This is a genomic window from Natronomonas amylolytica (assembly GCF_037031205.1).
In the GTDB taxonomy this organism is placed as follows: domain Archaea; phylum Halobacteriota; class Halobacteria; order Halobacteriales; family Haloarculaceae; genus Natronomonas; species Natronomonas amylolytica.
Genome location: NZ_JAYEZM010000005.1, coordinates 134,299 through 148,836, shown reverse-complemented (window position 1 = coordinate 148,836; position 14,538 = coordinate 134,299). Strand labels below are relative to the sequence as shown.

The window sequence follows — 14,538 nt, the reverse complement described above, 5'->3', positions numbered from 1 at the left end:
GCGTTAGTTTATCAGGATGGGAAACAATCAACTATCAATGGCTACAGACAGCCGTCAGTCAGATAGTCCCACCTTGGTCAGGCCACAATTATTCCTGTCGTTAGTTGTGATCGCCGCACTCGCAATTGCTGTTGACCTCGTAGGACTACTCACCCTGTTCGGGGTAGAGACTCTTACCGATGGAATCGCACCGTTTGTGGCGATAGTTCTCGGAGGATATCTGGGAATCGTCATCTCTGACCGCCTCTGAACGAAACGGCTCATACTCGTTGGGCTCTCTGAGCGTCGGTACGTAGTTCGTCTGTATAGACCGCTCAGAGCGACCGGTCGAGATTATGAACGAGACAGGCGATGGTGAGTTCACGGAACTGTTTCCACCATCGTCGTGATCGGACGAACGCACCGTACTTCCGCTTGAGCGTAGAGTTGACGGTCTCGGATTGACTACGCTGTCCGTAAAGATCAGCATCTAAGCGCGCGTTCCATGCCTTATGAATTGGTGTGAACTCACGGTGCTTGATCAGTGGGCGACCCTCGTATTCACGGACGAGTCGCCTGATTTTCTGGTCGTCGTAGCCTTTGTCACCGAGCAGAATATCGATGTCCTCGGGATTGCGCTTAATCAAAGAGGGGGCGATCTGGCTGTCGTGCTTTCGTGTCGTCGTCACATGTAGGTCGATGATCGCGTTCACCTTCGCATCGACCAACAGCGTCACTTTGAGCTGCTGAATCGTGAGTTCGGCGCGTTTCGTGTAATGTTTCGAGGCGTGACTGCGGTCGAACCCTGACGCATCAACTCCAACGACGCCACTCGTCGGAAGGAGCGCCGTTGAGAGAGTCAGTATGACACGCCACACAGCCATATCAAGCCGATTGAACGCCTTACAGAGCGTTGACGGCGTAGGGAGTTCAGCTAATCCGAGGGCGCGACGAATGCGTGGCATCTCGATCAGTTCATCAAGCAGACCACGATAGGTCGTGTTCTTCCGCACTTTGAGACAGAGCAGAACAACGTGCTGTGGAAGTGTATAGCGGTGTTTGGAAAACTTCGAGGAGTATCGAGAGACTGCTCGGCGGGCCAGATGGATCGCTTTCTCAGTAAAGCGGAGAATCTGTGACTTCGGGAGGGCCTTCATATCGTGGAATTACAGGATGGACGTGTAACTCTCTGAGGATTTCAACAGAGCCGCTAATATGAAATTCCTTATTTCCTCCTCCTTGTCCGCCTCTCCCTTGCGATACTTCAGGCCCCGACTTGGTGCTATTCAAGCCGCTCGCGGACCCACGTGATCGGGTACATCCCGGTGAGGCCGGGCTCGTCGATGCGGAACTGTTGTGGTGGCGTCGTATTGGCGTAGGTTTTCTCGACGCGGTCGCTCTTGTTGAGCGCCTGGAGGACGTCGTGGCCGGCCGACTGGGACATGACGACCCAGATGGCTTCCTCGGGGTCGCAAGCAGCCATCTTGTCGAAATCGGCGGGGACGGCTTCGGCGACGTCGTTGTTGATGCGTTCGACCTCGATACAGACGGCGACCTCACCGTTGTCGTCAAGACCAGCAATGTCGAGGCGGCTGGCGTTGCCGCTCTCGTCGCGGTCGATATCGTCCGCGATGACCGACTCGTCGAGCTCGAAGTAGGGAACGACGGTTTCGACAGGCGAGTCCGGGTCGCGGACGTACTCCTGGTGGAGCCAGCGCCGCGCGATCTCGACGCCCATGATGTGCTGGGTTGACTCGCCGAGGTCGCCGGTGGCATGGCCGTGGTCGACACCGAGACGGTATTCCTCGCCGAGCAGCTCGCGGCCCTCGGGGCTCACGGTGTAGAGGCGGTGGGGGTGGTCGGTGTCGTGGCGGAGAAGGCCGTCGTCGAGCAGTTCGTCGACAGCGTCCGCCTCGACACCGACGTATTCACGGAGCCGGAGCATGCTGTCGGTGAGGAGGTCGTAGGCCGGTTCCTCGTAGCGGAGCTGGGCGGCGTTGTAGACGGCCTTGAGGAACATGAGCTGGCCGTCCGTGTAATCCAGTTCGCGGCGCTCCTCGCGGGTGAGTTTCAGCGTCACGTCACAGATCGGGATGTCATCGGCGTCGATCTCGCCGTCGGGACAGCATTTGAGGACGCGTTCCATGCCATCCGAATTGGGGTCGTATCTCGTGTCACATCCCAGGCACTCCAGCGCGTGGCGGTCGGCGTCGTAGGTGACGTGGTCGGGCAGCCGCTTCGTGTAGGGAAGCGTCGTGTCGACGCGCGGCCGGAGGTCGTCGGTTTCGTCAGCGTCTTCGGAACCCGGTGTTTCTGGACCGGCTTGGGCGCCGTCGTCCACGGTACTCGGCTGGGCGACCGTCAGGCCGGCTTGCTCGCGGGTGCGTTCCCTGCAGAGATGGAGCGCGGCGTCGAAGGCCGTCAGGCGGGCGGGCGAAAGCGGGTCGTCGCTCGCGGGATGGCCAGCCGGTGGATCGGCCGACGCCAAAAGGAAGGGTCGCGGTTCGGGGTCATCGAAGCCGGCCGGGAGTTTCGCGAGCCACTGGCCGCGCCGGAGCCCACGGAGCCGGTTGGCGACGTCGCTGGGTGGCATGTCGTCGGTCGCGAGCCGCTCGGCCAGCGGCGTGTCGCGACCGACGTTGCCCGTCACGAGCGTGGAAACGTTGTTCAGCACCTCGTCGTAGACGCGGGGCGAGGATTCCCGAAGCTGGGCGGGAAACTGCATCGCGAGCGTGACCGACAGCCCGAAGCCCCGGGATTTCGCGAGCAGATCGCTCATCAGCGACGTGTCAGCGATATCGGCGGCTTCCTCGACGTAGAGGTTGACGAGTGGTGGATCGTCGGCCGCCGCCCGCTGGTCGCGTCGGCGTTCGCGCTTCCGCAGCGCGGCCCAGAGGTTCGAGAGGACGACCAGGACGAGCGCGCGCTGGGCTTCGGTTCGGAGCCCGCCGGTATCGAGAATGATGACCGCGTCCTCGTCGAGGTGGTCCGCGAGGTCGAAGCTTGGCGTGGCTGTCGAAGCGGCCGTGTCAGCGGGCGGCGTGTGTTCGAAGAGCCGGGCGGTGCGGCTGTCGCGGCTGACCTTCTCGATGCGGCCGTTCACGCCCTGCATGACGCTCTGGAAGACGTCCGAGCGGTCGGCGGCCACGCCCGAGAGCATGCGTTCGAGGTGTGGATCCGAGACGGCTGGCGGCGACTGGCGCTGTGTCATCCGCTTGACGGCGGTGTCGAACTCGCTTTGGGTGAACGCGTCGCCGCCGTGGACCGGGTCGTACATCGCCTTCAGGAGATACCGGATGACGTCCGGCGCGCGCTTCGACTGGAATGCCTCTTCGCCCATGATACCCTCGAGGATCTCGATGTAGTGGTCGACCTTGTCCTCGACGGCGGTCGCTCGCGGGACGCCAGCCTCGATGTCGTCGCTGATGTCGAAAAACGGGATGGCGGGCACGAAGCGGTCACAGTCGAAATAGTAGACGTTATCCAGATCCCCGTGGCGCCGGTAGTGGGCCTTCAGGAGGTCCTCGGCCATGCCGTCGCCCTTCGAGTCGATCAGGATCGTGGGGCCGTCCGTCGCCACGATGTTGTCGTAGATAGCGCGGATGAGCGCGACCGATTTGCCGGCGCCGGTCTTCCCGAACCACGCGGCATGCAACGGCTGGAGGGTGGGTGGGAGTGCGATCGTGCGGTCGGTGCGTTCGTCGTCGGCATCGAGCAGGCGGCCCAGCGTCAGCCCCCGGTCGTAGCGGTCCAGCTGATCGTCGGTCGGCGGCGTGACACCCGACTGTTCGCCGGGCGTCGTATCCAGCGCCTGCCGGCCAGGCTGGGTCAGCGCATCGCCGTCGAGAAACCAGAAGGCAGGCGCCGTCGCCGGGTCGGTGAAGATCGCCGGCCGCGTGTTCGGCACGATCGGCAAGCGCTTGCCGAGGCGGCGCGCGAGGCCGTGATCGAGTCGGTGCCGGCGCTTTCGGATCGCCGCCAGCATGTCGTGGGCGTCCTCGCCGGTGAGCCGATGCGGTGAGACGCTGTAGAACTCGCCGTCGAGGCCGCCGAACGGGCGTTCGAGGTCGTCAACGACGGCGTCGGCGCCGTCGCCTCCCACGTACAGGCGGGCGTTGATCGCCCAGGTTTTCTTCGGGGCGGCCGCCTCGAGTTCCGCGAGCCGCTCCCGATTCCCGCGAGTGAGGCCGTCCTCGTCGGGCTTTTCGAACTTGCCCATGATGAACCGGCTGAGCCGCTGGCCGCGCGTGTCGCGGTTCCACTCCAGTTGGTCGCGGCGGAGTCCCTCCTTGACCGACCAATCCTCGTAGGGTTCGAGGAGCGCCTGATAGACGGCGACCGTATCGGCTGGTGTCGCCGCCAGCGCGTCGACGATCCCCGAAAGCGGCGACTGAATGGTCTCTTGCTCCGGGTCGACAGCCGGTTGCAACTGCATTTGCCAGTCGTCACGCCGTGTGCCCCAGCCGAGATACCTGACGGCCGCAGCAGGCGGTTCAGACGCGTCCGCGTCCGTGTCTTCGTCGGACGACTGGGCCGCGTCGGTCGTGGACGTAGGAAGCTCCGCGAGGATCTCCTGCGGTGACGTCTCCGGAGTCGTGACTGAGGTTTCCTCGGGGAACACCGTATGCAGCATATGCCGAACCGTGCGGTCGTCGTCGGCATCGGTGCCGAGGTAGTATTCGACGCCATCGCCGCGGGCGATAAGCAGACACTCCAGCTGGAACTGTGACCCGCGGTGGAGCCGACGGAAAGCTCGTTCGAGGTCGGTTGGGTCGGCTGCTTCGGCTGCCGGTTCGATTTTGAAATACGTTCGACTACTATCCGTCTCAGAGAGACTTGCCGACTGTCTCCATGGCAGCATGTGTTGTCAGTCGAGAGGTCATTCATTACGTGCTATTCAGTCGAAAGTATACGTTACGTCTCATCGGCTGTCGCCAACGGGACCGTTCATCGATCCTCATCCATCCGATGGTGGCATCCTCCTGCGTACAGGCCGCAAGTACAGATATCCACTTCACTGGAATCATATGTGGATCAACTAGGCGTCGGCGGAGACGTGTTTCCTGCCCAGTTTCTCGACGTTCGTGAACGACTCGCCTGTACTGGGTTGGCCCCGTTTGTCTTAACCAACAGTACGCTCCGTGTGTTGGTTAACTCGCCGAGTGGCACGCAGAATCCCTTCCGTTCGCCGCCCGGTCGGGCTTTGGGGGACGGTTGCCCGGTGAGCGGAGTCTGTTCACCGCGCTCGGCGCTGCCGCCCTCCACGCGCTCACGGCTCACTGCTCGCGGGTCACTACGTTCCCCGCTCGCTGTCGTGGTCTCCCGTTGGTCGACCACGCACCGTTCGCCGTTCGCTTTCGAGACGCTCCCTCCGGTCGCGTCTCGCCTCGCTCGCGACCGACCATTCCGGCGGGTCGATCTTGAAGTCGTCTGCAATCTCGTGGGCGACTTCGGCGACGCGCTCCAATCGCTCATCGTTGAGGATGTCGGCGCGGTACTTCGTGACGGTCACGAAGTGATACTGGAGCGCGTAGACCGTGTGCGACCCGGATTGCAGGTGATACTCCATTTGGCCTTACGAAATAAAAGACACCCAATTTCAATAATTCTTATGCCGGGTGGTATTCAGTCGGACAGACCCGCGTTGACTGCCGCACCGGGCTTACGCGATTCACGCCCGCTGTGAACGGCGGGATTCTCTCGCTGGAAGAAGATAGCGCGTTGTCTCGCCGGTCTCGATGCGACGCAGCTGTCCCTGGTCGACCAGATCCTGCAGTTCCTCGTTGGTCGTACTCCAGGCGGCGTCGGCCTGCTCGCTGATCCAGTTGACCGACCGGGGTTCGCGAAGCGTCTCGGCGACTGACCGAATGCGGTCGCGGGCGCTCATCGACTCGGCCCACGACTGGACGCCATCCGTGGGGATTCGGACATGCTTGGCACCTCTAGTCCTGATTGTGATATGGGAGCGTTGTCACGTCGAACGCATCGTAGTGCCGGTCGTAGGTGAGGATGTGATCGACCGCTAAGGCCTCCATATGGGCTGCAACAGTAAAATCGGTGAGTGACGCATCCAGATCCGTCCACTCAACGAACGTCGCTTTCGCGTCATCAAACACAGCCTCGGGGACGGATTCGACCTGATAGAGCGTGCTCTCGTCCAGCGTTGTCAGGAACGACGCAGCATTCCGCATCGACGCCTGTTTTTTCAGCCGTGTGGCCGCCTCGTCGACGATGTGATCGTTGACGATGAGGCGACGATAGGGGAGGTCGCCGTCGCGGACGAACGCCATGAACGCCCGCGAGACTGCGTGCATCTGATCGCGAGGATTGAACAGCGCGTAGAGGAACTTCGGGCCGACAACGACCTGATGTTGGACGTGCCCTGGGCGAAAATGCTCGGCCGTGACCGTACCGATCGGGGTTTCGACTGGCTCTGCCATCTGTGGTCAGGACTGGGCGGGCGGATCATCGGCGAGCGTGAACGATTCGTCGCTGCCGTGCCACTCGTCGGTGAGATCGTCTTCCTCGCGGGCATCCGTCGCCGCTGACGCTGGAAGGGATTCGTCCTCGAGGTCGTCGAGGACGGTAAACGCGGGGTCGTTGGGATCCGCTTGCTGCTGGCGTTCGATCCACTCGATGAGCGCCTCGTGGCCGGCTTCTTTCAGCGAGAGTCCGTGTTCTCTCGCAAACTCGCGGAAGCGTTCGTATTCGTCCTCGTTCAGTTCAGTTTGAACGTGCTTGGTGTCGTTACTGCTCATTGGAGCCCCAATTACTACGCCTGTCTACTTGCTCATGGAATATAAGATGTTTGCATGACTTAGTTCATGTGTCATGCAGGAGACGGAGCGAAGAAGACAGCAGATGGGGGAAGGTTCTTGTCTTCTGCTCCCACGGGGATCTGGGAGATTGTTCCGGCGACGGTAATTCGGCGATCTGTTCGCAGTCTCTTTCCCGTTGGTCAGCCGGCCGAGCTGGAAGGAACGGGTGGTCGGTGTGTGCTCTGCGGTTCGCCGCGCTCGGCGCTGCCGCCCTTCACGCGCTCGCGCCAGCAGTTCGTTTCGCGCACAGCCACGACCGGTCTCGGAAACGAAGAGTCGATCAACCACCTACAAACGGTTCAAACTGGCCACGTAGGTAGCGAAGGGGTCCCATCCACCCAACGAATCGACGCCACTGCTGCCGGGAGCTGCTGAAGGCGATCATCGAGGACAGCGAGTGAGTGCGCATCGAGAAAGGTCGCACCATGCCGATCGACGGGCGTATTCTCGTGATCGAGCTGGATGTGACATGGCCCAAGGTCCGGATGGTCGGCGTCCTGGTGGAAGCCGAGCATCAGGTTTCGTTCCGGTTCGACCCAGTTGATGCGGTAGTATTCGTGGTCGACACCGGCCGGGTACCAGAAGCGAACTTCCAGCCGTGCGTGCCCCACGTCATAGGAGTCACCCAAGAACGTGGTCGGATCGACATCCGCGATGACGTACCGGGGTCGGCGTCGAGACGGGCGATAGCGGACATCTTCACAGCCAGCCTGAGTCGTCAATCGGTCGTGAACGTCTCGAAGAAGGGTCCGCTGTGTATAGCGGTCGCGACCGGCGAGAAAGAACATGCTGTATGAACCGGAAATTAGCTCGTGGCGCGGTCAACCACGTCCGTCGTTTGTTTGCGAGCGGCTTCGACATCCGAGTAGAGTTCCAGGGCGTGTTTGATGAGTCGGCGATCTTCCTCGTTTTCGCGCCAGAATCCGATCACATCGCGGCGTTCACGGAGCTCGTCACTTGTGAGGTCACCGTCGGCCAGCGACTGTTCGAGCTCCTCCCACGTCTCGACGTCGAAGGTCGCCTGCCACGCCTCGATCTCCTCGGTGATGGCCGCTAATTCGTCGCGCAACTCCTCGCGCGTGTTCTCCTCGATGAGTCGACGGATTTCATCGAAGAGCAGTCGCGTGTAATCCGGCTGGTAGCGCGTCGTTTCGCCGGCCTCGACGCGGCGCAGCTGTCCCTGGTCGACCAGATCCTGCAGTTCCTCGTTGGTCGTACTCCAGGCTGCGTCGGCCTGCTCGCTGATCCAGTTGACCGACCGGGGTTCGCGAAGCGTCTCGGCGACTGACCGAATGCGGTCGCGGGCGCTCATCGACTCGGTCCACGACTGGACGCCCTCCTGGGGGGACTCGGACATACTGGGCACCTCTACCAACAGTGTTGGTGCCTGACACTCATATAATTTTGTATCCTCTAGAATAATCAGGAGGCCCTACGGGAACGGTTCTCTTGACATAGGATCATTCCCCAGCCGAACCTCTGTACCGTCAGCCGGTCGGGCTGGAATGGACGGTTGCCCGGTGTGTACTCGACGGTTCGCCGCGCTCGGCGCTGCCGCCCTCCACGCGCTCACGGCTCACTTCGTTCGCCGTTCGCTTTCGAGACGCTCCCTCCGGTCGCGTCTCGCCTCGCTCGCGACCGACCATTCCGGGCGTGCGGGCGCTCTCCGCACCGCCCGCGCCAGTTCCGGGCTAAAGTGCATATGGTCTCGCGCCAGCGGGTAAGCGCCGGGGGCTGCGCGGCGTGGCTGCTCACCCCCGACGCTTACTCCGCTGGACGCGCGTTCCGGGCGGATCACCGCGCGCGGCTTGTTTGTAGCACCTCACCTGGGCGCGCTCTCGCTCGCGCCCAGAGGGCGCTCGCGAAGGCGCGAGCGAGAGCGCGCAGCCGTGACTGGTCGGTTCGAGTCTGTGGAAAACCCGCGATGTAGGGATCGCGGGCGTCGGGCGCTCAGCGAGCGCCTTCAGGGTGTTGCACCCATGAGTTCTAGGGAAATCATCGAACTTGAAGATTCGGGTGAACAGGATGCAACCGAAAGTGACGATGCGGTCGTGGTCGACGTGCGCGGTGCCGAGTGGCAGGCGACGTGTCCGGAATGCGGTGGCCGGGTGCGGAAGCCGGACCACGAGTCGGTGTGTGCGGACTGCGGCCTCGTGGTGAGCATCGAGACGCTGGATCGGACGCCGACGCTGGTGGATCACGCACCGGATAACCGGAGTCGGAACGGCGAGTGGTCGTGTGAACCGACGAACCAGCTGCGGGTCGACAAGGGCCTGCATACGACGTTCTTCCTCAACACCGATGGGAAGGGCAACCAGCTGAGTTCGGAGCGGAAGGATCGGATGGAGCGGTTGCGGCGTCGGCACAAGCGCTTCACGATGCACGACAAGCGCGACCAGCGGCTGAACGAGGGCATGCGTGATATCGGGATGCTCGGGGCGAACCTCGCGCTTCCGGAGCACGTCCAGACGGACGCTGGCCGATACCTGAAGGCGGCCAAACGCGAGCGGCTCCCGGGCGGCCGGATGCCCTGGGAGGGCCTGGCGGCTGGGGCGGTACTCCTGGCAGCGCGGAACGCCGGAATCGAGCGCACACCGACGGACGTTGCTCGACATGCGAAGGCGTCGCTGGATCGGGTGTGTGCCGGCGCTCGGAAGGTCAGGCTCGAAACGGACGTGGACGCTCCCCCGGTGCGAGATAGAGCGGTCGATCGGGTCGTCGCGGCGCTGGATGACGTTGTCGACGTCGAGGCGGCGATCGAGCTGGTCCGGGTCGGAGAGCGACTCCTCGATGTGGCCGATAGCGAGGCCATCGGGTCGGGCACCCACCGGATGGCGATGGCCGGGGCGGCCGTCTACGCGGCCGATCGGCTCACTCCTAACAAGCATCTGACGCAGGCTGAGGTGGTCGAGGCGGCCTCAACAGTCGTGCCGACGTCGCAGTACCAAATCCGGAACTACTCGCGAGAGGTGCACGATATCGGGCAGGCACGACTCGCTGCCGAGCCAGAGGATGCCGTGACGGGGCTCGTCCAGGCCGACTGAGGGGTCGGCTCCCTCGTTTTTTCGCGGCCACCACTCCTCGCCCGCCGCCCCACCCTCCGCTCCGTGCTTGCTCACGACAGGCGCTCCCGCCGGTCGCGCCTGCGCTTCGCTGCGCGCGCAGCCACGACCTCTAGGTGGTTTACCCGAGAGTTATGATGAAACCCGAGTTGGTCACCTTCCCCGAGGGCTCTGATGGACCGCTTATACCAGGAACCGGATACGAAATATGCGTCCTTTCCGTAGATATTATCGCAATCGTATCTAACTAGAATCTATGGGTGTTGAGTACGACATTGCGACGGCGCTTGACGGTCTCGAGATCGGTTGCGAATCCGGCGAGGTGATCTGTGACCACCCCCACGAGGGTCCGCAATCGGTGGACGTGGAACGCCGTGTGCAGTACGAATGCATTCGTATCGACGAATCGATATCGGTCTTCGAGACGTTCGGGGTGGACTGCTACGACGTCTGGCTTCCCGATCTGTTACGCTGTAGCGACTGTGAGATCGAAACGCTTTCGACACCCACCGCCGGCTTCGATGAAGCGCTCGTCGACCTCGACGTGACGTGGAACGGCACTGAATACGTTCTCGATACGAAGGAACTGACCGTCATTGCGTATTCGCCTCGGGACGAGGGGGAGGCCCCACCCTCAGTTCCGGCTCCACTCGTGACACCGATGATCGAACGCGGCGATCCCGGCGGGATTCGCCGGAGTCGAATCGAGCGGATGGTGCCAGAGCTACGCGCCGAGGGAGCGGTTGAACTCGCCGACGTTCTCGACGCAGAACTGAATCGCTAACGCCTGTGGTTTCGGCCGACTGTTACCATATCGCGGCTGTAGAAAATCAGTTTGTGTCGACTCGCCTGCTCTAGGGAATCCGGGCGGCCCGGAGGCAGGTATAGACGAATCCCGAGATTCAGTATGAACGCGTTCTCGTCCATCGTGGTCCGCGGTTGAACTGGTCACTGGAGAGTGGGACAGCGGTCCTCGTGTGGATCGTGTCGCTGTTGGCGGCCATCGTTGAACGAGGCGTTCGAAGAGTCGGTGAGATATTTGCGTTACCATGGTCGCACGCACATCCAAACTGGGTGAAGGTGTCTCGAGATGTGGAATTCCTTTCGAACCACATAGAGACACCCCACCGTGTCGAATGAAACTGAGTACTGATTCGCTAGTTGAGGCCTGAGCGACTGGGTCTATTATTCGATGTAGACTGTTGTGACTCGCAGAAGCCGAATCTGAGAACACTCGACACATCGGGGTGTCTTGCGCTGACGATAGGTGGTTGGGGATGCTCCCTAATGATTCGTGTGCGGGCATCCCTCGAGTATGTCAAAGCCACACCCCACCTCGTCGAGTGTTCTGCGAGAATTCCCGTCGGGTGAAAACGGTTGGGCTGTAACTCGTCTATATAAGTGGGACATCGAAATAGCCGTATCGTAAATCAATACGAGGAATGCGGACGGTTAAACTCTCGTTCAGCAACCTTCCACTACCACACCCCACCATGTCGAGTGTTCTCTCCGAGTGGTCTAGTCGAAGAACATTCGACGCACTTGACGCGGTGGTTTTATGCATAAGCCATGATGACGATTCAGTATCGAATGTCGACATTCAGTCGGGATACCGAAATCTTCCGTGACGAGGATATGCTCCGGGAGGATTACCAACCGGAGTCAATCACCGCACGAGAAGAGGAACTAGAAGCGTACAAAACCGCTCTCCAGCCCGTCGTCAACGGGGCACAGCCTCGAAACATCTTCCTGTATGGGAAGACGGGTGTTGGGAAGACTGCCGTCTCGCGGTACTTGCTGACCCGTCTCCAGCAAGATACAGCCCAGTACGACGACGTCGACCTCTCCGTTGTCTGGCTCAACTGCACGAACCTCTCCTCGTCGTATCAGGTGGCCGTAAATCTCGTCAATGAGCTTCGAGAACCCGATGAACAGATCAGTACGACCGGCTACCCACAGCAGCGCGTGTTCGATATTCTGTACGAGGAACTCGAATCGATCGGTGGGACGATTCTCCTCGTGTTCGACGAGATCGACCACATCGGGAGCGACGACGAGATACTGTACGAGTTGCCCCGCGCTCGGTCGAACGGGTATCTCGAGTCGGTCAAACCGGGCGTCATCGGAATCAGCAACGATTTCGGGTTCCGAGACGAGCTTTCGCCGAAGGTCAAGGATACCCTCTGTGAGGAGGAGATCCATTTCCCGCCATATCAGGCGCCGGAACTGGAAGCAATTTTGCAACGCCGTGTCGACGGCGCACTGTACGATAATGCGACGGCTGCCGGTGTTATTTCGCTGTGTGCGGCGCTATCGGCACAGGATACCGGGAGTGCACGGCAGGCACTCAACCTCCTGTACAAAGCCGGTGAGTTAGCACGCGCCGCTGGCGAGTCGACGATTATCGAATCACACGTGCATGAGGCTCGAGACGCCCTCGAACAAAGTCAGATCGAGCACGGAATGCGCGAACTCACCCGGCACGGCCATCTCGCACTCGTCGCCACGCTCGATCTCGCGTTGCAGGACGCGACGCCGGCCCGTGTTCGAGACATCTATCCGCGATATCGGACGATTGCCGAACACTCCGATGCTGACCCGCTCGTTCGGCGTCGGATGCACGATCACCTCGCCGATCTGTCGATGCTCGGGATTCTCGACCGCTGGGCCCGCAACGAGGGCCGCGCTGGGGGACAGTACTACGAGTACGAATTTAAGGTCGATTTGACGACGGTCTGTGAAGTTGTGGCCGATTTCGAGGGTATTTCGCTTCCGGATACCGTAGCTCGACATACCTGAGTCGAGAGCGGCTAAACACTCGACAAGGTGGGGTTTGTTGCCTTTCGGTGAGCGGTATTTGACGCAGTAAGTGTTCGAAATACATCCCGAGATCCAGTCACCTGCTGTGGGTATTTCCTTATGGTAGAACACTCGACGCGATGGGGTGTGTCTGGGAGCTTAGCGTCGCTCAATCAAGATAGTACTCGACAGCCTGCTGGAGCCCCTCTTCGAAAGACCAAGATGGCTGCCAGCCGAGTGCTTCGAGTTTGGAGCTGTCGAGTGCGTATCGCTGGTCGTGTCCCGGCCGGTCCTCGACGAACTCGATGAGATCAGCATCGACGGCCCCCAGAACCTCGTGGGCGACCCCCAGATTCGTGCGTTCGGCACCACTGCCGATGTTGTATACCTCGCCGACATCGCCGTCCGTCCGAACCTTCTCGATGGCAAGGCAGTTGTCCTCGACGTAAATCCGCCCCCGGACGAAATCTGTTCAGGGTTCATGGAGTATAACAGAGGCTTACTTCCGCTTTCGATCGTGTTTGATCCAGATATCTATCTTATTCGTAGATCATCATATAATCGGCCCCACTAGATTTCATTAACCTAATTTCATCTGCAATGTCTGATATCTAAATTGTAATTTATGATTTGATAGATCGATTAATAGAGGTGAATAAGTATCTGCCGAATAAGATGATTTTTATACGCCCCGACACGTTCAACAATCTATGATCGTCTAATGACAACGGACGGACGCCCCCGGGTCTTCCAGTTTATCACACGCTTACTCAAAGGCGGCGCTGAAGACCATCTAATCGACACCGTTCTTGATCTAGAAGAGTACGACTTTACCGTAGGACATGGGGCATCGTACGACCAGAAACAAATCGATCGTCTCCAGCGGAACGGTGTCGAAACCGAGGAGTTTCCGCTCGTTCGACACTATAATGCCGTGACTGCTATTCCTGCGGTCGTCTCTGTTATACGGTATCTCCGTCAACACGACTTCGATATTGTACACACAAATAGCACAGAAGCAGGAATCATCGGCCGATTTGCTGCCGCAACTGTCGGTAGTTCCAACGTCGTCCACACCGTTCACGGTGTTCCGTTCGCCGACGACCGAAACGCCATACTGAATCGGTTCGTCCTCGCCTGTGAGCGTGCAGCTGCCCACCGTACCGACCGTATCATCACGAACGCGGATATCATGGCCGACAAATATCTCAAGCGTGGCATCGGAACACCTCAACAGTACACGACGATTTATAGCGGTATCCACCTCGATCGTTTCCGGGATGCAGACCCAGCAAATGACCTGCCAGGAACCCGACCGCGTGTCGTCATGATTAGCCGACTCGCAGATGGGAAGGGGTTCGACGTGCTGCTTGAAGCCGTAGAAGCTATCGACGCCGAGGAGTTGTCAGTATGTCTCGTCGGTGACGGACCGCTATACGACTCAGTACGGACTTCGATTGAACGTCGTGGACTGTCGAATCGGGTGTTCCTTACCGGTTACCGCGAGGACGTCCCCCGGATACTGGCAGCTAGTGACGTTCTGGTGTTGCCGTCGTTTCGGGAGGGTACACCACGCGTAATCACAGAGGCGATGGCCAGCGGTCTCCCCGTAATCGCGACGGACATTGCTGGAATCCCAGAACAGGTGGCCGACGGAGAGTCAGGCTATCTGATTCCGCCCGGCGACGCACACGCACTCGCAGACCGTCTGAGTGAGTTGCTCTCTGACCCTGAACTCAGAGAGCAGATGGGCAGACATGGGGCCGATCAGGCCCAGCGCTTTTCGGTCGAAGCGATGCGTGCGGCGACCGACGAGCTGTATTCTGATCTCTTGTCCTCGTCAGACGGCTGACTACTCGGGGTTTCCCTAGTATACGATG

The 14,538-nt window shown here is 60.5% G+C and carries 11 protein-coding genes and 3 pseudogenes; 5 read left to right on the top strand and 9 right to left on the bottom strand.

All coding sequences use genetic code 11. From position 1 onward, the window contains the following. The first annotated feature begins 37 nt into the window (after nucleotides 1–37). Nucleotides 38–250: a hypothetical protein gene (locus U5914_RS08685; RefSeq protein ID WP_336135359.1), complete on the top strand. Its 213-nt coding sequence runs from the start codon at nucleotides 38–40 to the stop codon at nucleotides 248–250. A 64-nt stretch (nucleotides 251–314) separates the two neighbouring features. On the opposite strand, the gene U5914_RS08680 is transcribed toward U5914_RS08685, so the two are convergent. From U5914_RS08680 to U5914_RS08645, 8 genes and pseudogenes are all read right to left on the bottom strand, one after another. After that, complete coding sequence (locus U5914_RS08680; protein ID WP_336135358.1) at nucleotides 315–1,136, bottom strand: IS5 family transposase; 822 nt, start codon at nucleotides 1,134–1,136, stop codon at nucleotides 315–317. A gap of 125 nt (nucleotides 1,137–1,261) precedes the next feature. Then, nucleotides 1,262–4,840 carry an ATP-binding protein gene (locus U5914_RS08675; RefSeq protein ID WP_336135357.1) on the bottom strand — a complete coding sequence of 1,193 codons (3,579 nt, stop codon included), beginning with the start codon at nucleotides 4,838–4,840 and terminating at the stop codon, nucleotides 1,262–1,264. A gap of 552 nt (nucleotides 4,841–5,392) precedes the next feature. Next, nucleotides 5,393–5,548 (bottom strand): annotated as a pseudogene (locus tag U5914_RS08670) (transposase); the annotation flags it as partial. Nucleotides 5,549–5,692: 144 nt separating this feature from the next. Beyond that, nucleotides 5,693–5,866 (bottom strand): annotated as a pseudogene (locus U5914_RS08665) (DUF7342 family protein); the annotation flags it as partial. Between the two features lie 55 nt (nucleotides 5,867–5,921). Further along, entirely contained in the window at nucleotides 5,922–6,419 is a 498-nt protein-coding gene (locus U5914_RS08660) for a type II toxin-antitoxin system VapC family toxin (protein ID WP_336135356.1), read from the bottom strand. Nucleotides 6,420–6,425: 6 nt separating this feature from the next. Beyond that, on the bottom strand, nucleotides 6,426–6,737 hold the full coding sequence (locus U5914_RS08655) for a hypothetical protein (RefSeq protein WP_336135355.1): 312 nt from the start codon (nucleotides 6,735–6,737) through the stop codon (nucleotides 6,426–6,428). Between the two features lie 359 nt (nucleotides 6,738–7,096). Next, nucleotides 7,097–7,585: a hypothetical protein gene (locus U5914_RS16865; protein WP_418766756.1), complete on the bottom strand. Its 489-nt coding sequence runs from the start codon at nucleotides 7,583–7,585 to the stop codon at nucleotides 7,097–7,099. Between the two features lie 17 nt (nucleotides 7,586–7,602). Then, complete coding sequence (locus U5914_RS08645) at nucleotides 7,603–8,154, bottom strand: DUF7342 family protein (RefSeq protein WP_336135353.1); 552 nt, start codon at nucleotides 8,152–8,154, stop codon at nucleotides 7,603–7,605. A gap of 622 nt (nucleotides 8,155–8,776) precedes the next feature. On the opposite strand from U5914_RS08645, the gene U5914_RS08640 reads away from it, so the two are divergent. From U5914_RS08640 to U5914_RS08630, 3 genes are all read left to right on the top strand, one after another. Next, nucleotides 8,777–9,841: a transcription initiation factor IIB family protein gene (locus U5914_RS08640; RefSeq protein ID WP_336135352.1), complete on the top strand. Its 1,065-nt coding sequence runs from the start codon at nucleotides 8,777–8,779 to the stop codon at nucleotides 9,839–9,841. A 274-nt stretch (nucleotides 9,842–10,115) separates the two neighbouring features. Next, nucleotides 10,116–10,643: a hypothetical protein gene (locus tag U5914_RS08635; RefSeq protein WP_336135351.1), complete on the top strand. Its 528-nt coding sequence runs from the start codon at nucleotides 10,116–10,118 to the stop codon at nucleotides 10,641–10,643. Between the two features lie 806 nt (nucleotides 10,644–11,449). Continuing rightward, the gene (locus tag U5914_RS08630; RefSeq protein WP_336135350.1) at nucleotides 11,450–12,658 is read left to right on the top strand and encodes an orc1/cdc6 family replication initiation protein; all 1,209 of its coding nucleotides are present in this window, start codon (nucleotides 11,450–11,452) and stop codon (nucleotides 12,656–12,658) included. 169 nt (nucleotides 12,659–12,827) lie between these two features. Here U5914_RS08630 and U5914_RS08625 read toward each other — a convergent pair. After that, a pseudogene (locus U5914_RS08625) lies at nucleotides 12,828–13,121 on the bottom strand (GDP-mannose 4,6-dehydratase); the annotation flags it as partial. A 258-nt stretch (nucleotides 13,122–13,379) separates the two neighbouring features. On the opposite strand from U5914_RS08625, the gene U5914_RS08620 reads away from it, so the two are divergent. After that, complete coding sequence (locus U5914_RS08620) at nucleotides 13,380–14,510, top strand: glycosyltransferase family 4 protein (RefSeq protein WP_336135349.1); 1,131 nt, start codon at nucleotides 13,380–13,382, stop codon at nucleotides 14,508–14,510. The last annotated feature ends 28 nt before the right edge of the window (nucleotides 14,511–14,538 follow it).

What these genes read in the sequence shown, in the direction of transcription:
- U5914_RS08675 (WP_336135357.1), bottom strand. Translation starts at nt 4,840, where the DNA reads ATGCTGCCATGGAGACAGTCGGCAAGTCTCTCTGAGACGGATAGTAGT.
- U5914_RS08685 (WP_336135359.1), top strand. Translation starts at nt 38, where the DNA reads ATGGCTACAGACAGCCGTCAGTCAGATAGTCCCACCTTGGTCAGGCCA.
- U5914_RS08640 (WP_336135352.1), top strand. Translation starts at nt 8,777, where the DNA reads ATGAGTTCTAGGGAAATCATCGAACTTGAAGATTCGGGTGAACAGGAT.
- U5914_RS08645 (WP_336135353.1), bottom strand. Translation starts at nt 8,154, where the DNA reads ATGTCCGAGTCCCCCCAGGAGGGCGTCCAGTCGTGGACCGAGTCGATG.
- U5914_RS08680 (WP_336135358.1), bottom strand. Translation starts at nt 1,136, where the DNA reads ATGAAGGCCCTCCCGAAGTCACAGATTCTCCGCTTTACTGAGAAAGCG.
- U5914_RS08635 (WP_336135351.1), top strand. Translation starts at nt 10,116, where the DNA reads ATGGGTGTTGAGTACGACATTGCGACGGCGCTTGACGGTCTCGAGATC.
- U5914_RS08660 (WP_336135356.1), bottom strand. Translation starts at nt 6,419, where the DNA reads ATGGCAGAGCCAGTCGAAACCCCGATCGGTACGGTCACGGCCGAGCAT.
- U5914_RS08655 (WP_336135355.1), bottom strand. Translation starts at nt 6,737, where the DNA reads ATGAGCAGTAACGACACCAAGCACGTTCAAACTGAACTGAACGAGGAC.
- U5914_RS08630 (WP_336135350.1), top strand. Translation starts at nt 11,450, where the DNA reads ATGTCGACATTCAGTCGGGATACCGAAATCTTCCGTGACGAGGATATG.
- U5914_RS16865 (WP_418766756.1), bottom strand. Translation starts at nt 7,585, where the DNA reads ATGTTCTTTCTCGCCGGTCGCGACCGCTATACACAGCGGACCCTTCTT.
- U5914_RS08620 (WP_336135349.1), top strand. Translation starts at nt 13,380, where the DNA reads ATGACAACGGACGGACGCCCCCGGGTCTTCCAGTTTATCACACGCTTA.